The sequence below is a fragment of the Streptomyces sp. NPDC000594 genome (assembly GCF_040299965.1).
Classification (GTDB): Bacteria; Actinomycetota; Actinomycetes; order Streptomycetales; family Streptomycetaceae; genus Streptomyces.
In genome coordinates, this window is the sequence record NZ_JBEPCY010000035.1 from 13,866 (window position 1) to 31,439 (window position 17,574).

Annotated in this window: 14 protein-coding genes; 13 read left to right on the plus strand and 1 reads right to left on the minus strand. The window is 71.1% G+C overall.

All coding sequences use genetic code 11. The annotated features are described in order from the left end of the window. The first annotated feature begins 308 nt into the window (after positions 1-308). From ABT354_RS31195 to cimA, 13 genes are all read left to right on the plus strand, one after another. Positions 309-3,899: a DNRLRE domain-containing protein gene (locus ABT354_RS31195; RefSeq protein ID WP_351499991.1), complete on the plus strand. Its 3,591-nt coding sequence runs from the start codon at positions 309-311 to the stop codon at positions 3,897-3,899. 291 nt (positions 3,900-4,190) lie between these two features. Beyond that, entirely contained in the window at positions 4,191-4,337 is a 147-nt protein-coding gene (locus ABT354_RS31200; RefSeq protein WP_351499993.1) for a hypothetical protein, read from the plus strand. A gap of 109 nt (positions 4,338-4,446) precedes the next feature. Then, positions 4,447-5,487: a 3-isopropylmalate dehydrogenase gene (locus ABT354_RS31205; RefSeq protein ID WP_351499995.1), complete on the plus strand. Its 1,041-nt coding sequence runs from the start codon at positions 4,447-4,449 to the stop codon at positions 5,485-5,487. 238 nt (positions 5,488-5,725) lie between these two features. Continuing rightward, positions 5,726-6,814: a branched-chain amino acid aminotransferase gene (locus ABT354_RS31210; RefSeq protein ID WP_351499997.1), complete on the plus strand. Its 1,089-nt coding sequence runs from the start codon at positions 5,726-5,728 to the stop codon at positions 6,812-6,814. Positions 6,815-6,942: 128 nt separating this feature from the next. After that, positions 6,943-7,479, plus strand: coding sequence for a tetratricopeptide repeat protein (locus ABT354_RS31215; protein WP_351499999.1), 537 nt, complete (start codon positions 6,943-6,945; stop codon positions 7,477-7,479). Positions 7,480-7,697: 218 nt separating this feature from the next. Next, the gene (locus tag ABT354_RS31220) at positions 7,698-8,240 is read left to right on the plus strand and encodes a DinB family protein (RefSeq protein WP_351500106.1); all 543 of its coding nucleotides are present in this window, start codon (positions 7,698-7,700) and stop codon (positions 8,238-8,240) included. A gap of 372 nt (positions 8,241-8,612) precedes the next feature. Beyond that, a complete protein-coding gene (gene ureA, locus ABT354_RS31225; protein WP_351500001.1) occupies positions 8,613-9,296 on the plus strand; it encodes an urease subunit gamma in 684 nt (227 codons plus the stop codon). Further along, positions 9,293-9,556, plus strand: coding sequence for a hypothetical protein (locus ABT354_RS31230; protein ID WP_351500003.1), 264 nt, complete (start codon positions 9,293-9,295; stop codon positions 9,554-9,556). Before ureA ends, ABT354_RS31230 begins: the two co-directional genes overlap by 4 nt. Before the next feature lie 5 nt (positions 9,557-9,561). Beyond that, complete coding sequence (locus ABT354_RS31235) at positions 9,562-11,244, plus strand: urease subunit alpha (RefSeq protein ID WP_351500108.1); 1,683 nt, start codon at positions 9,562-9,564, stop codon at positions 11,242-11,244. A gap of 84 nt (positions 11,245-11,328) precedes the next feature. After that, entirely contained in the window at positions 11,329-12,372 is a 1,044-nt protein-coding gene (locus tag ABT354_RS31240; RefSeq protein ID WP_351500004.1) for an agmatine deiminase family protein, read from the plus strand. A 148-nt stretch (positions 12,373-12,520) separates the two neighbouring features. Continuing rightward, a complete protein-coding gene (locus ABT354_RS31245; RefSeq protein WP_351500007.1) occupies positions 12,521-13,126 on the plus strand; it encodes a TetR/AcrR family transcriptional regulator in 606 nt (201 codons plus the stop codon). Positions 13,127-13,264: 138 nt separating this feature from the next. Beyond that, on the plus strand, positions 13,265-14,590 hold the full coding sequence (locus ABT354_RS31250; protein WP_351500009.1) for an MFS transporter: 1,326 nt from the start codon (positions 13,265-13,267) through the stop codon (positions 14,588-14,590). A 338-nt stretch (positions 14,591-14,928) separates the two neighbouring features. Next, a complete protein-coding gene (gene cimA / locus ABT354_RS31255) occupies positions 14,929-16,566 on the plus strand; it encodes a citramalate synthase (RefSeq protein WP_351500011.1) in 1,638 nt (545 codons plus the stop codon). 177 nt (positions 16,567-16,743) lie between these two features. Here cimA and ABT354_RS31260 read toward each other — a convergent pair whose 3' ends face one another. Beyond that, the gene (locus tag ABT354_RS31260) at positions 16,744-17,364 is read right to left on the minus strand and encodes a YceI family protein (RefSeq protein ID WP_351500013.1); all 621 of its coding nucleotides are present in this window, start codon (positions 17,362-17,364) and stop codon (positions 16,744-16,746) included. Between the last annotated feature and the right edge of the window lie 210 nt (positions 17,365-17,574).

Consider the following 17,574-nt stretch of genomic DNA (forward strand, 5'->3'; position numbering starts at 1 on the left):
TCAATCGGGCCGCATCCTCATAATTCCCGCCCCGAGAGGGAGTGTTGGTCCAATTATGTCCGCTGCTTGAGGCGAACACTCCAGGACATGGCGGCATCCCGGTCTGACGGTGGAGACGCCTTCGCCGGGCGGGTGGTTCTTCCTTCTCCGTCATCAGGCGGGTGACGGAACGTCACCGATGGGACATCATCAGCTCGCCCTGCCCTACGGTCCGTCCGGACGGGGGAAGTCCGACGGACGGCAGGGCGGTGTCTCAGCTCCGGCCGCGCCGTGCGCGACGGATTCCAGGGGGAAGGGGAACCCGCCCGATGACGCGCACCTGGCGTCGTATGCCCGGCCGCCGCACCACGGCGGCCCTGCTGGTCGCGGCCGTCGCCGCGACCGGTGTCACCTATGCCGGTCTGCGGCTCGACGATCCGGATCCACCCGGGACCGCGAGCAAGGCCCAGCCGAAACGATCCGCCGCCGTGCTGACGGAAGCCGCGGCGCTTCGCCGGGCCGCCCGTACCGGGAAGTCCGTCGAGGTCGTCCCGGCCCGTACGGAGCGGTCCACCACCTGGGCCAGGGCCGACGGCAAGCTGGCCATGGACCTGTACGCGACCCCGGTCCGGGCCAAGTCCGGCGGCGGGTGGAAGCCCGTGGACACCACCCTCCGCCGTACCGGGCGGGGCTGGGAACCCAAGGTCACCAGCGGGCGGGTGGTGTTCTCCGCCGGCTCCCGAACGGATTCCGACGGATCCCGGACCGATTCCGGCGGCGGATCCCGGACGGATTCCAGCGGCTCCCGGGCGGATTCCGGCGAGCGGAAGCCGTCCCCGGACCGTGCCTCCCGTGACGAGATCCGCCGGGTCTCCCTGCTGCCCGGTGCCGCTCCCGGGGGCCGCGCGGCCACCACCACGGAGCCCGCCAGCCCGCTGGTGACCCTGCATGTGGGCGCCCACAGCATCCAGCTGACCTGGCCGGGACCCGTCCCCGCGCCCATCATCGACGGTCCGCGCGCGCTCTACCCGGAGATCTTCCCGGGCGCCGACCTGGTGCTCACCGCCGACAACGGCGGCTTCGCCCAGCTCCTCGTCCTGAAGAACCGCGCCGCGGCGGCCAACCCCCGGGTGCAGCAGCTCGCCTACGGCATCAGCTCCCCGGACCTCACCTTCCGGCTGGACCCCGCCACCGGTGTGCTCGGCGCGGAGAACGCGGACGGCGAACCCGTCGCCTACTCGCCCACGCCGCTGATGTGGGACAACAAGGGCGCCCCCGCGGTGACCGACGGCACGGTGGGCTCGGGGAACCAGCCCACCGAGCCCGAGTCGCCCGACCCCGTCGACACCGGCACTCCCGAACCGGAGCCGAGCACCGGCCCCACCGAGGAGGAGCGGGTCGAGTCGGACGAACAGGCCGACCCTTCCCCGGAGGCCCTGCCCACCGCCACGGACGGTCCGGCGCCGATCCGCCCGGAGGAGCCGCTGCCCAGCGCTCCCGGGGAACCCACCCCCGGCCCCACCCACGGCGGCCCCGCCGCGACCCTGAACCTCCCCGCGCTGGACGGTCCCTCACCCGACTCCCAGGGCGAGCTGGTCACCGCCGACCTCAGCGACGGCCAGTGGACCCTCACCCCGGACCAGGACTTCCTGAACAACCCCGAAACCGTCTACCCGGTCTTCATCGACCCCTCCGTCAAGGAGGACATGCAGAACTGGACGACGGCCTACAACCGCCACCCCAAGGCCACCTTCTACAACGGCCGGGGCTTCAACAAATACGGCACCCATGAGGCCCGCGTCGGATTCGAGTCCGACACCTGGGGAACCTCCCGGTCCTTCTTCAATTTCTCCTTCGACAAGAAGCTCGAAGGCACGAAGATCGAATCCGCGAAGCTCACCATGCTGGCGACCTACTCCTGGTCGTGCAGCCCCCGCTCCATGAGCGTGCACCACACGGGACCGATCAATTCACGGACCAACTGGAAGAACGCCCCCAAGCTGCACGACAAGAACAAGCTCACCACCAAGAAGTTCGCCCTCGGATACAGCTCCGGCTGTCGCGACGACTTCGTGACCTTCGATGTCCGCAAGGCGGCGCAGAAGCAGGCCGACAAGGGCGAGGACGGAATGACCCTCGGGCTCCGCGCCCGGGACGAGGACGCCCAGTACGCCTGGAAGAAGTTCCGCGCCAACGGTGAATACCCCCCGAAGGTGACCATCGTCTTCAACCGCAAGCCGAACCCTCCCACCAAGCTGGATCTCCACCCGGATTCCGAGTGCACCACCAAGGCGCCGTACGCCCGGATGGGCTCCGACGACCTCTCCTTCTCCGCCACCGCCTCCGACCCCGACGGCAACATCGACTTCATGGACTTCGACCTGTGGCCCACTGGGAAGTGGGACACCGCCGGCGATCTGCTCGGCGCCACGGGGAAGGTCAACGCCGACAGCGGTCAGGGAACATCTGTCTGGGAGCAGACCCCGCGCTTTCCCACCAGCCGGCTGACCAATGGGACGACCTACTCCTGGCGGGTCAAGGGCGTCGACGACGCGAATTCCAGCTCGCGCCACGCCCCGGTCAAGACACCCTGCCGCTTTGTGCTCGACCTGAGCGCGCCCAAGGCTCCTGATGTCGAGTCCGACGACTATCCCAACGCCGACGAGGAAAGGGACGGCTTCGGCAGCGAGGCCGAGGACTCGAACTGGAGCAAGAAGAAGTTCGGCTCCACCGGCACTTTCAAGCTGCGGGCGCGGAACAAGGACGTCAAGCGCTTCGAGTACGGGTACAACTCGGCCTCGTACACCGGCTCCATCAGCCCTCCGCGCAAGGACGGGGTGACCAGTACGGTGGACTGGCTGACGCTGCCCGCGCAGCGGCCTCCGACGGCCGGCCCCAATGTGCTCTATGTGCGCACCGTGGACGACGCCGACAATGTCTCCCAGCCGACGCTGTACTTCTTCTATGTCACCCCGCGCGACCAGGCGGACGCCCCCGGCGACTTCACCGGTGACGACCTCCCGGACATGATGGTCGTCACCAAGGAGGGCAATCTCGCCCTCTATCCCTCGCAGTCCGACAAGGAACTGAACAAGGGAACCGGTGACCTCGACTACTCGATGGCCGGCGCCTACCGGGCCAACCCCGACAAGGACCCCAATCCCGCGGCCGACACCAAGGCGCCGTTCGTGGCCCCGAAGGGCGGCCACTTCGCCAGGGCGCTGATCACCCATCGCGGGGACATCTACGGCGCCGACGGCCTCCAGGATCTCGTCGTCCGCGTCGAGGACCGGCTCTGGATCTATCCCGGTGACGGCTACGGCGCGGTCAACGTCGACAAGCGGCGGGAGATCCTGCTGCCCGAGAACGCGCCCAGCCCCAAGAGCTTCAGCCAGATCATCGCCGCCGGGGACATGACCGGCGACGGCCGCGGGGACTTCGTGGTCCGTGCCGGTGACGAGCTGTGGGCGCTCACCGGGTACCACGGCGGGGCGATCGACGAGGCGAGGCGACTCGCGGCCTCGGCGGCGTGGCTGGAGCGCGATCTGGTGAGCGTCCAGGACATCACCGGGGACGGGGAGGCGGACATCGTCTACCGGACGGATGCGAGCCACCGGCTGCTGCTGCGCAAGGGCAAGGCGGCGAGCGGGGGCGGTACCGATCTGGACTCGCTGGCCTCCGAGGCCGCCTCCCTGGGCGGGCTGGACATCGAGTACGGCGCCTCCGGCTGGTCCCGTGCGAGCATCCCGTTCCTGATGGGGGTGCCGGACGCGGACGGGGACGCGATCCCCGACGTCTGGACGGTGCGGTCCGACGGATCCGTCCGCTTCTACTCCGGCGGCCGGACCGTGCTCGCGGGCTCCGGTAAGGAGGTCGTCGCCCCGGCGGCCCACTGGAAGACCCGTCAGGCCATCGGCTGACACCGGATGCGGAGCGGGCCCCGGCACCCAGGACACCTGGGGGCCGGGGCCCGCTCGTGGTGTCGGGCGGCCCAGGTGGCCGGGTGGTTCATGATCTGTGTCTCAGATAGTAGGAAGTCCGAGTAGTTATGGAGACAGCGGCGCCCGGCTGGCTTAGCGTGGAGACAGCCGAATCGTCGCTCGATCCAGCGAAGGGCGGTGCGAGCCGTGCCCCGCGCAGTCACCCCTGCGGCACGGGACTCCCGCCCATCCGGCGCCTTCGAAATCCCCGTGATCTCCAAGGAGTCGATCATGTCCGCTGACACCGTTCGCCGGGTCCGCCGCCACCCGAGCCGCACCCATCGCACCTCCGACGCCGACCGCAGGAACGCGGCGGCGGCGCTCCAGCGCTCCCTCGACCGCAGGGACAACGGCGGGACCGTCGACCCCGAGGAGTAGTCGCGGGGCCGGTCGCACCGGGCCGCGTCCGGACCGGGTCCGGACCGGAATTCGTCCACATGGTGGACGGAGTCTGCTCATGGGCTGGGACGAAGAGTAGGGTGCCGCCATGTCTCGCAGCCTCAACATCGCAGTGATCCCCGGTGACGGCATCGGCCAGGAGGTCGTGGCCCAGGGCCTGAAGGTCCTCTCGGCAGTCCTCCCGCAGGATGTAAAGCTGGAGACCACTCCCTATGACCTCGGCGCGCAGCGCTGGCACCGCACCGGGGAGACCCTCCCCGACGCGGAGATGGAGGCCCTGAAGGGCCACGACGCCATCCTGCTCGGCGCCATCGGCGACCCCAGCGTGCCCTCCGGAGTGCTGGAGCGCGGGCTCCTCCTCAAGCTGCGCTTCGCCTTCGACCACTACATCAACCTGCGTCCGTCGAAGCTCTTCCCGAACACCGCGACCCCGCTCGCCGGGCGTCCGGAGATCGACTTCGTGGTCGTGCGCGAGGGCACCGAAGGCCCCTACACGGGCAATGGCGGCTCGCTCCGTACCGGCACACCCGCCGAGGTCGCCACCGAGGTCAGCGTGAACACCGCGTACGGCGTGGAGCGCGTGGTCCGGGACGCCTTCGAGCGTGCCGCCGCCCGCCCCCGCAAGAAGCTGACGCTCGTCCACAAGAACAATGTCCTGGTCTACGCCGGACATCTGTGGAAGGGCATCTTCGACCGGGTCGCCCAGGAGTACCCGCAGGTCACCACCGACTATCTGCATGTCGACGCGGCGACGATCTTCTTTGTCACCCAGCCCGAGCGCTTTGACGTCATCGTCACCGACAACCTCTTCGGCGACATCCTGACCGACCTCGCCGCCGCCGTCACCGGAGGCATCGGCCTGGCCGCCTCGGGGAACATCAACCCGGCCGGGGCGTTCCCCTCGATGTTCGAGCCGGTCCACGGTTCGGCGCCGGACATCGCCGGCACCGGCAAGGCCGACCCCACCGCCACGATCCTCTCCGTCGCCCTCCTCCTGCGCCACCTCGGCTTCGAGCCCGAGGCGGTCCGGATCGAGGAGGCCGTCTCCGCCGACCTCGCGGGACGGGACGGCACGTTCCGCACCACGGACGAGATCGGCGACGCGCTCGCGGTACGCGTAGCGAACTGATCCGACGTTGCCACACAGCCGCCGGGTCGCCACCGCGCCCGGCGGCTTCGTCCTGTACGGCCCCGGGTGCCACCATCCAACCGGGACCGCCTTCACCCCTTCCACCCTGTTTCTCGCGTCGAGCCATTCGAGCGATAATCGAACCGGGCCGTGGCATGCGGGTATGTCCGGACGTCCGAGATCCAGTAGCGGCGTGAGCGCGGTCCGTCACATCCAACGGTGAAGGACAGAAGCACTCATGACGATGCCCACGATCGAGCTGAAGCCCTCCTCGCACCCGCTCTCCGACGCGGAGCGGGAGGCCATCCTGGCCAACCCGGGATTCGGCCGCCACTTCACCGATCACATGGTGATCATCAAGTGGACGGAGGGCAGAGGCTGGCACGACGCCCAGCTCACCCCCTACGCGCCGCTCTCCATCGACCCCGCGAACATGACCCTGCACTATGCGCAGGAGATCTTCGAGGGACTCAAGGCGTACCGCCGCCCCGACGGCTCGGTGGCGACCTTCCGCCCCGAGGCCAACGCGGAGCGCTTCCAGCGGTCGGCCCGCCGGCTCGCCATGGCCGAGCTGCCCACCGAGCTGTTCATCGCCGCCTGTGACGCCCTGATCCGCCAGGACAACGCCTGGGTCCCGCCGCACGGTGGCGAGTCCTCGCTCTATCTGCGGCCCTTCATGATCGCGGCCGAGGTCGGGCTCGGGGTCCGCCCGGCCAATGAGTACCTCTTCATCGTGATCGCCTCCCCGGCCGCCGCGTACTTCCCCGGCGGGGTCAAGCCGGTCTCCGTCTGGCTCTCCGAGAACTATGTCCGCGCCGTCCCCGGCGGCATGGGCTTCGCCAAGACCGGCGGTAACTACGCCGCCTCGCTGCTCGCCCAGGCCGAGGCCGCCGACAAGGGCTGCGACCAGGTCGTCTGGCTCGACGCGCTGGAGCACCGCTGGGTCGAGGAGATGGGCGGGATGAACCTGTACTTCGTGTACGGGGACCGCATTGTCACCCCCGAACTGACCGGCTCCCTGCTCGCGGGCATCACCCGGGACTCGCTGCTCACCCTCGCCCGGGACCTCGGGTACACGGCCGAGGAGGGGCGGATCTCCACCGAGCAGTGGCGGCGCGACACCGAGAACGGCACCCTGACCGAGGTCTTCGCCTGTGGCACGGCCGCGGTGATCACCCCGGTCGGCCTGGTGAAGTCGGCGACCGGTGAGTGGATCCAGGGCGACGGTCAGCCCGGCGAGGTGACGCTGAAGCTGCGGAAGCGGCTGCTGGACATCCAGACCGGTGTCGCGTCGGACGAGCACGGCTGGATGCACGGCCTGGGCTGAGCCCCACGCCGGTGACGGCGGATCCGCCGATGGGTCCGCCGCCGTGCCCCCTTCCCGTATCCCCGTCCCCGTATCCACCTGGGTGTCCGCACCCTCATCAGGGCACCCGGGTGGGACAGGATGGGGGCATGTCCATATCCGAGCGGGGATCCGCCCACGACGAAGCAGCCCGGCGCGAACTGTCCGAGGCGGTGGCCCTGCGGGAACGGGGCGACCGGGCGAGCCGGGAGGAGGCGCGGGAGCGGCTGGTACGGCTCGCCGCGCGCTTCCCGGAGGACGCCGGGATCGCGTACCAGACGGCCTGGGCCCACGATGTCCTCGGCCTGGAGGCGGCGGCCGTCCCCCACTACGAACGAGCCCTCGCGGGCGGGGGCCTGAGCGGGGCCGACCGCTGCGAGGCGCTGCTCGGGCTCGGCAGCACCTACCGGATCCTCGGCCGGTACGAGGAGGCCGAGCGGACCCTGCGCGGGGCGGTCGCGGAGTTCCCCGCGCATGCGGGGCTGCGGGCGTTCTGGGCGATGGCCCTGCACAACACCGGCCGTGCGGAGGAGGCCGTCCCGCTGCTGCTGGAACTCCTCGCCACGACCTCCGCCGACCCCACGCTGAAGCCCTTCGCCCCCGCCATCGCGGCCTATGCCCAGGACCTGTCCGCGACCGTCCGCTGACCCGGGCTCTCATGGTCGGGGGCGATATTCGGTGGCGGACGGAGGCGGCGCACCTCGATGATGCGCGCATGGCATTGGGGGAGCAGTACACCGAACCGGGGCGGCACGCCGAACCGGGGCAGTCCACCGGACCGGAGCCCACCGGATCGGAGCACGCCGGATCGGAGCCCACCGGATCGACGGCGGAGCGGTGGACCGAGGCGACGGTCCATCCCGATATGTGGGTCGACCCGGACGACGACCCGCGCGAGTCCGACACCGAGATCCTCGACGAGCGCGATCTTCTGCTCGACTATCTGCGCAACTACCGTCTCACCCTGGAGATGAAGTGCGCCGGTCTGGACGCCGAGCAGCTCGCCCGGCGCTCGGTGCCGCCGTCCACCATGTCCCTGCTGGGTCTGGTGCGGCATCTCACCGAGGAGGAGCGCCGCTTCCGCCGGATCATGGCCGGTGAGGACGTGCCGAGGCTCTACCGCACCGATGAGGACCGCGACGGCGACTTCACCGGCGCGGTCGCCGACCCGGCGGTCGTGGCGGACTCCTTCCGCCAGTGGCGGACCGAGGTCGACCGCACCGACCGCTATCTGGCCGGTGTCACCGACCTCGACACCCGGAACGCCGGATTCTCCGATCTCGGGGCCCAGCCGGGGGGCGAGGAGCGGCTGCGCGATGTGCTGGTGGCGCAGATCGCGGAGTACGCGCGCCACTGCGGCCACGCGGATCTGCTGCGCGAGCGGGTCGACGGCCGCGTGGGGCAGTGACCGCCGCACCCCGTATGCCGCGCTGACCTGGGCGAAGGCCCCGGACCCCGGAATGTGCCCCGGGCTCCGGGGCTTTGTCGTGTACGCCGCCGGGTGCGCGGGATCCCGTACCCGGGACGGTCCGGGCCGGTGTGCGCGGTCGCCGGTACGGGGCTGGTGCGCGGAGCTTTCCGTCCGGGGCGGTACGCCGGGTGCGCGGAGCCTTCCGTCCGGGGCGGTACGGCTGGTGCGCGGGGCCTCCCGCTCGGGACGGTCCGCCGGGTGCGCGGAGCCCCGTACCCCCATCTTGGAGCATCGCTCAAAACTCTCACCCGCACCTTCCCCGACCTCCACCCTCCCATTAGAGTGCTGCTCTAAAGGAGGTGCGGTGAGATGCGACTGACCCCCACCGAGCGGGACCGGCTGCTGCTGTTCAGCGCCGCCGAGCTGGCGCGGGCGCGTCGGGCGCGCGGACTGCGGCTCAATGTGCCGGAGGCGACCGCGCTGATCGCCGACACCGTGTGCGAGGCGGCCCGCGACGGGCGGCGGCTCGCCGAGGCCATCGAGGCGGCACGGGCGGTGCTCGGGCCCGACGACGTCCTGCCCGGTGTGGCCGATGTGGTGACCGAGGTCCATGTGGAGGCCGTCTTCGACGACGGCTCCCGGCTCGCCGTGGTCGCCGACCCCATCGGCGGCGGCTCCCTCGGCCCGGCGGCCCCCGGCGCCGTCCTGCCCGGACCCGCCACCCCCGCACCCCGCCCCGAGCTGATCCTCACCGTACGGAACACCGCGTCCGTCCCGGTCAGCGTCACCTCCCACTTCCACTTCTTCGAGGCCAACCCCCGGCTGGACTTCGACCGTTCGGCCGCCTACGGCATGCGGCTGTGCGTCCCCGCGGGCTCCTCCGTCCGCTTCGACCCGGGAGGGGAGGCCGAGGTCGGCCTCGTCCCCATCGGCGGCGACCGGATCGCCATCGGGTTCGCCGGACTGGTCGACGGCCCCCTCGACGCCCCCGGCGCCCGTGCGGAGGCCCTGCGCAGGGCCGCCGCCTGCGGCTATCGGGGAGCCACCCCATGATCGGGATCGTCGCCGTCATCGCGGTCTCCGTCTGCCCCCGGCCCGGCGAGCGCTCCCCGCAGGAACAGGGGCTGCCCACGCTCTCCCTGCTGACGGTCGCCGTGGCCGTCGCCGTCGCGACCACCGCCACCGGACTGCTCTCCCGGCGGGCCGGCACGGTGGCCCGCCTCGGCACGGGACCCCGAACTCCGGGCCGTCCGGGCACCCGTACCCCGGGTGGTCCACGACGTACCCCCAGCGCGCCCCGGAGGGACCGATGACCACCATGGATCCGCGCGACTACGCCGCCGTCCACGGCCCCCGCGCCGGTGACCGGGTCGTCCTCGGCGACAGCGGACTCGTCGTCCGGGTCGAGTCCGACGCCCAGCGCCCCGGCGACGAATTCCTCGCGGGCTTCGGCAAGACCGCCCGCGACGGCCTCCACCTCAAGGCCGCCGCCGTCCGCGACACCTGTGACATCGTCATCAGCAATGTCCTGGTCATCGATGCCGTCCAGGGCATCCGCAAGGTCTCCATCGGCATTCGCGAGGGCCGGATCGCCGGCATCGGGCGGGCCGGGAACCCGGACACCCTCGACGGGGTCGACGTGGTCACCGGCACCGGTACCACCATCGTCTCCGGCGAAGGGCTGATCGCCACCGCCGGAGCCGTCGACACCCATGTCCATCTGCTCTCGCCGCGGATCATGGAGGCATCGCTGGCCTCCGGGGTCACCACCGTCATCGGGCAGGAGTTCGGCCCCGTCTGGGGGGTCGGGGTCAACTCGCCCTGGGCGCTGCGCCATGCCTTCGGCGCCTTCGACGCCTGGCCCGTGAACATCGGCTTCCTCGCCCGGGGCTCCTCCTCGGACCCGGCGCCGCTGCTGGAGGCGCTGGTCGAGGGCGGCGCCAGCGGCTTCAAGGTCCATGAGGACATGGGCGCCCACACCCGGGCCCTGGACACCGCCCTGCGCGTCGCCGACGAGCACGATGTCCAGGTCGCCCTGCACAGCGACGGGCTGAACGAGTGCCTGTCGGTCGAGGACACCCTCAGGGTGCTGGACGGTCGGACCATCCACGCCTTCCACATCGAGGGCTGCGGCGGCGGGCATGTGCCCAATGTCCTCAAGATGGCGGGGGTGCCGAACGTCATCGGCTCCTCCACCAACCCGACCCTCCCCTTCGGCCGGGACGCCGTCGCCGAGCACTACGGGATGATCGTCTCCGTCCACGATCTGAAGACGGACCTCCCCGGTGACGCCGCCATGGCCCGGGACCGCATCCGGGCCGGGACGATGGGCGCCGAGGATGTCCTGCACGACCTGGGCGCGATCGGGATCACCTCCTCCGACGCCCAGGGCATGGGCCGCGCGGGGGAGACCGTCCGCCGCACCTTCGCCCTGGCCGGGAAGATGAAGGCCGAGCTGGGACCGGTCGAGGGCGACGGCCCGCACGACGACAACGGCCGGGTGCTGCGCTATATCGCCAAGCTCACCGTCAACCCCGCCATCGCCCATGGCCTCGCCCATGAGATCGGCTCCATCGAGACCGGCAAGATGGCCGACATCGTGCTCTGGCGCCCCGAGTTCTTCGGCGCCAAGCCCCAGCTCGTCCTGAAGTCCGGCTTCCCCGCCTATGGCGTCACCGGCGACCCCAACGCGGCCACCGACACCTGTGAACCCCTGATCCTCGGACCCCAGTTCGGGGCGTACGGGGCGACCGCGGCCGATATCTCCGTCGCCTTCGTCGCCGGGGCCGCCGTGGAGCTGGGCGCCGACCGGATGCCCACCCGCCGCCGGAGGGTCGCGGTCCGGGGCACCCGGGGCATCGGGCCCGCGGATCTGCTGCTCAACTCCCGTATCGGCGAGGTCCAGGTGGACGGCGGGAGCGGTCTGGTCACCCTCGACGGGGACCCGATCCGCTCGGAGCCGGCCGACTCGGTCTCCCTCAACCGGCTCTACTTCCTCTGAAGCCTCCGGAATCCCACAGGTCTCCGGAGCCCTCGTACCGCCGCCGCGTCCCGTACCCCGTCAGGAGTCCGCACCTTGTTCCGTATGCCGCCCGAATGGGCCCCGCACGAGCGCACCTGGATGGCCTGGCCGGTGCCGAACACCACCTTCACCGGTGGGTATCTCGCCGAGGCCCGCCGGGCCTGGGCCGAGGTCGCGCGGACCGTCCGCCGCTTCGAACCGGTGACCATGGTGGTCCCGCCGGGCGGCGCCGACGAGGCCCGCGCCCTGCTCGGCCCGGGGATCGACCTGGCCGAACGGGAGCTGGACGACGCCTGGATGCGGGACATCGGCCCCACCTTCGTCACCGACGGCACCCGGCTCGCCGCCGTCGACTGGGTGTTCAACGGCTGGGGCGGCCAGGAGTGGGCCCGCTGGGGCCAGGACGCCCGTATCGCCCGGGAGGTCGCCGACCTCGCCGGGATCCCCGTCCACCCCTCCCCGCTCACCAATGAGGGCGGCGGGATCCATGTGGACGGCGAGGGCACCGTCCTGCTCACCGAGACCGTGCAGCTCGGCCCCGAGCGCAACCCCGGCTGGACCCGCGAGGAGGTCGAGGCCGAGATCCACGCCCGGCTCGGCACCACCACCGCGATCTGGCTGCGGCGCGGACTGACCGCCGACTACAACGGCTACGGCACCCTCGGCCATGTCGACATCGTCGCCGCCTTCGCCCGCCCCGGTGTGGTCGTGGCCCACACCCAGCCCGACCCCGCCCACCCCGACCACGCGATCTGCGCGGAGAACGTCGCCCTCCTCCGTACCCGCAAGGACGCCGCCGGACGCCCCCTGGAGGTGGTCGAACTCCCCGCCCCCACCCTCCTCCACGACGAGGACGGCGGCTGGGCCGACTACTCGTACATCAACCACTATCTCTGCAACGGCGCCGTGGTGCTCTGCGCCTTCGGCGACCCCCGCGACGAGGAGGCGGCACGGATCCTGGGCCGGCTCCACCCCGACCGCGAGGTCGTCCTGGTCGACGCCCGGCCGATCTTCGCGGGCGGCGGCGGTATCCACTGCATCACCCAGCAGCAGCCCCGCCCCTGGCTGCCCGCCCCCGGCCCCCGGTCCCTGGCACCCCGCCCCTGAGACCTGACACCCAGCCCCCCACGACTGTCGCGGACCCGGCGGCGACGACTGTCCCGGACCCGGCGGCGGCCCGCACCGGAATCGGGTAGAACTGACGGATGACCGAGCCGAGCGGCCCGCCCCGCGACACCGGCGGGCGGGCCACCCGATGACCCCTCCCACCCGCCGCCGCAATATCGCCCCGCCCCGCGAGTCCGTCCTCGCCGCCGCCATGGCCACCATCGCCACCCGGGGACTCGACGGCCTGACCATGGCCGGACTCGGCCGTGAGGTCGGCATGAGCAGCGGCCATCTCCTCTACTACTTCCGCACCAAGGACGAACTCCTGCTGCGCACCCTGGAGTGGAGCGAGGGCAGACTCGGCGCCGAGCGGGCCGCCCTGCTCGCCGGCCCCGCCCCGGTCGCCGAACGGCTGGCGGCCTATGTGGAGCTGTACCTCCCCGACGGCCCCCGCGACCCCCACTGGTCGCTCTGGCTGGAGGTGTGGAACCGCTCCCAGAACGCCGGGGCCGACGCCCGCGCCCGGCAGGCCGCCATCGAGGGCGCCTGGCACCGGGACCTGGCCGCCCTGCTCGCCGAGGGGATCTCCCGGGGTGATTTCCGGCCCGTCGACCCCGACCGCTACGCCACCCGGCTGCGCGCGCTGCTCGACGGGTTCAGCGTCCATGTCGCCGTCGGCCTCCCCGGTGCCGGACGGGAGCGCGCGCTGGCGCATGTGGCCGAGTTCCTCGCCACCATCCTGACCGCCCCCTGACCGCTCCCTGACCGCTCCTTGGCCAGAACCCTGTGACCTGGGGGGACGGGACCGGGAACGCAACGCACGCAAGTACTCCCGATCGTTGCCGCCCCCCTTCTTGTCGGTGTTCCGACAGCTCCGGCACGGTGGTCCCCCATGGGACGAGAGCACTGGAAAAAGATCTGGGTCGGCTCCGCCGGCAATATGGTCGAATGGTTCGACTGGTTCGTCTACGCCAGCTTCGCCACCTACTTCGCGGGCGCCTTCTTCCCCGAGGGCAATGAGACCGCCAAGCTGATGAACACCGCCGGGATCTTCGCCGTCGGCTTCTTCATGCGCCCCGTCGGCGGCTGGCTGCTCGGCCGGGTCGGCGACCGCAGAGGCCGCAAGGCGGCGCTCACCCTCACCGTCACCCTGATGTCCGCCTCCGCCCTGCTCATCGCCGTCGCCCCGACCTACTCCGTCGCCGGGTACGGGGGCGCCGCCGTGCTGCTCGTCGCCCGGCTGCTCCAGGGGCTCTCCGTCGGCGGGGAGTACGCCGCCAGCGCCACCTATCTCACCGAGGCGTCCGCCCCCGGCCGCCGGGGCCTCGCCTCCAGCTTCCAGTACGTCTCCATGACCGTCGGCCAGATCTTCGGCCTCGGCCTGCTGATCGTGCTCCAGCGCACGATGTCCGACGAGGCCCTGCACAGCTGGGGCTGGCGCATCCCCTTCATCATCGGCGCGCTCGGCGCCGCCGTCGTCTTCTATCTGCGCCGGAACATGCTGGAGACGGAGGTGTACGAGGAGTCGGGCGACGACACCCCCGACACCGAGAAGGGCACCATCCGCGCCCTGATGGCCCACCGGCGGGAGGCGTTCCTGGTCGTCGCGCTGACCATGGGCGGCACCGTGGCGTACTACACGTACACCACCTATCTGACGAAGTACCTCTCCAACACCGCCGGTCTGCCCAAGGAGACCGCGACCCTGGTGTCCTTCTGCGCGCTCATCGTCTTCGCCTGTCTCCAGCCGCTGGCCGGGGCGCTCTCCGACCGGATCGGCCGCCGGCCGCTGCTGATCACCTTCGCGGTGGGATCGACCCTCCTCACCGTCCCGATCATGACCCTGCTCCAGCGCGCCGGCTCCTTCTGGCCCGCCTTCGGGCTGTCGCTGCTCGCCCTGGTGGTGATCACCGGCTATACCTCCATCAACGCCTGTGTGAAGGCGGAGCTGTTCCCGACCGGGGTACGGGCGCTGGGCGTCGCCCTCCCGTACGCCGTCGCCAACGCGCTCTTCGGCGGTACGGCGGAGTATGTCGCCCTCTGGTTCAAGGACCGGGGGATCGAGTCCGGCTTCTACTGGTACGTGGCGGGCTGCGCGGCGGTCTCGCTGATCGTCTATCTGACGATGCGGGAGACCCGGGACATCGACCTCAACCGGGTGGGCCGCGCCGACCGTCCGGCCGCCGGACGGAAAGAGGCCACCACCCCCGTCGTCTGAGCCCGGTCCCCCGGGGGTCCCGACCGGCCCCCGGAGGGTCGGGTGACCGGATGGTGAGACTGCCATCCCGTTCCGGCCCGGGGGTGTGCCAGACTGCCCCCGTGCCTACCTTCACGATGATTATCGGCAGCAGGCGCGCCGGTCCGCAGTGACCGCCCCGTACCACCCGTACGGCGCGGCCACCGTGCCCCAGACCCGCGCGCAGACCTCTCGCACCCGCGAGGGGTTTTTTCGTTTTTCCGGCCCGACCCCGGCCGGTGACGGACGGCACGCGAAGATGGGGGCAAGTGGATCCAGATATTCCGGGAGCCACTCACCCGACAGGAGTCAACAGAGTCATGACCAGAAAGCCCACGGACCAGGGCCCGGCATCCGACGAGGGCCACCGTGCCGACGACAGCTTCCATGTCTTCGACACGACGCTGCGCGACGGCGCCCAGCGCGAGGGGATCAACCTCACCGTCGCGGACAAGCTGACCATCGCCCGGTACCTGGACGACTTCGGTGTCTCCTTCATCGAGGGCGGCTGGCCGGGGGCCAACCCCCGGGACACGGAGTTCTTCGCCCGTGCCCAGCAGGAGATCACCTTCCGTAACGCGCAGCTGGTCGCCTTTGGCGCCACCCGCCGCGCGGGCGGCAGGGCTGCGGAGGACCCGCAGGTCAAGGCGTTGCTCGACTCCGGCGCTCCGGTGATCACCCTGGTCGCCAAGGCCCATGACCGCCATGTCGAACTCGCCCTGCGCACCACCCTGGACGAGAATCTGGAGATGGTCCGCGACACCGTCGCCCATCTGCGCGAGCAGGGCCGCCGGGTCTTCGTGGACTGCGAGCACTTCTTCGACGGCTACCGCGCCAACCCCGCCTACGCCACGGCCGTGGTCCGCGCCGCCGCCGGTGCGGGCGCCGATGTGGTGGTCCTCTGCGACACCAACGGCGGCATGCTCCCCGCCCAGATCCAGGACGTGGTCGCCACCGTCCTCGCCGACACCGGGGCCCGGCTCGGCATCCACACCCAGGACGACACCGGCTGCGCGGTCGCCAACACCCTCGCCGCCGTGGACGCGGGCGCCACCCATGTCCAGTGCACCGCCAACGGGTACGGCGAGCGGGTCGGCAACGCCAACCTCTTCCCGGTGGTCGCCGCGCTGGAGCTGAAGTACGGCAAGAAGGTGCTCCCCGAGGGCGCGCTCGCCGAGATGACCCGGATCTCCCACGCCATCGCCGAGGTCGTCAACCTGACGCCCTCCACCCACCAGCCCTATGTCGGGGTCTCCGCCTTCGCCCACAAGGCCGGGCTGCACGCCTCCGCGATCAAGGTCGACCCCGATCTCTACCAGCACATCGACCCCGAGCTGGTCGGCAACACCATGCGGATGCTCGTCTCCGACATGGCCGGACGCGCCTCCGTGGAGCTGAAGGGCAAGGAGCTGGGGATCGACCTCGGCGACGACCGCGAGCTGGTCGGCCGGGTGGTCGCCCGGGTCAAGGAGCGTGAGCTGAAGGGGTACACCTACGAGGCGGCCGACGCCTCCTTCGAGCTGCTGCTGCGCGCCGAGGTGGCGGGGCGGGCCCCGCGCTACTTCCGTACCGAGTCCTGGCGGGCGATCGTGGAGGACCGCCCCGACGGCAGCCACGCCAATGAGGCCACCGTGAAGCTGTGGGCCAAGGGCGAGCGGATCGTCGCCACGGCGGAGGGGAACGGCCCGGTCAACGCGTTGGACCGGGCGATGCGGGTGGGGCTGGAACGCTTCTACCCCCAGCTCGCCAAGTTGGAGCTGGTGGACTACAAGGTCCGCATCCTGGAGGGCCGGCACGGCACCGACTCCACCACCCGGGTACTGATCACCACCGGTGACGGTACGGGGGAGTGGTCCACGGTCGGGGTCGCCGACAATGTCATCGCCGCCTCCTGGCAGGCGCTGGAGGACGCGTACACCTACGGTCTGCTGCGTGCCGGGGTCGAGCCCTCGGAGTAGACAGCCGAGCCCTCGGAGTGGACATCTGCCCCGGGCCGGGCACCCGGGGTGACCGGCGGGACCGAGCACCCGGGGTGACCGCCCCGGGGCCGGGCCCGGACGGCAGAGCGCCCGCCTCGCCGCACGGGGCGGCTGGGCGGGCGCGCTCTGGGGAACTGCCGCTCGGACCGGTCGGGGTCAGGCAGCCGACTTGATCGCGGAGATGTCGAAGGTCAGCTTGACCTTGTCGCTGACCATGACGCCACCGGTCTCCAGCGCCGCGTTCCAGGTCAGGCCCCACTCGGAGCGCAGGATCTCCGCGCTGCCCTCGAAGCCGACGCGCTCGTTGCCGTAGACGTCGGTGGCGGCGCCGTTGAACTCCAGGTCGATGGCGAGCGGCCGGGTGACGTCCTTGATCGTGAGGTCACCGGTGACGCGGTAGCGGTCGCCGCCCAGCTGCTCGGCGCCGGTGGAGCGGAAGGCCATCAGCGGGAACTGGGCGGTGTCGAAGAAGTCACCGCTGCGCAGATGCGCGTCCCGGTCGGCGATGCCGGTGTCGATGGAGTCGATGCGCACATCGATGGAGGCGCTGGAGGCGGCCGGCTCCGCGCCGTTCAGCTTGAGGACGCCCTCATGGTCGGCGAAGCTGCCCCGCACATTGGTGACCATCGCGTGACGGACGGTGAAGCCGATGCTGGAGTGCGCCGGGTCGATGGCGTAGTCGCCGGTCAGCGCGGCGAGCGCGGGGTCGACCGGTGCGGCGGTCGCGCCCGTCGCGGGGAGGGTGGCGGTGGCGGACCTGCGGTTGAAGAGACCCATGACGATGTGCTCCTTCGGGGCGGTGGGGGAGGGGCGCCGGCGACGCTCCGGTGTTGGTTGAATGTTCAACGAGAACGACAGTAGCGCTATTCCGTCCAACATTCAACTTCATGGTTCGACATTCAACTTTCCCGGTCCTCGGGTGGCCCTCCGAGCCGTACCGTTTGGGCTCCGCGCCTTTTCAAACCACCCGTGGGCGCGGTCTTCCCC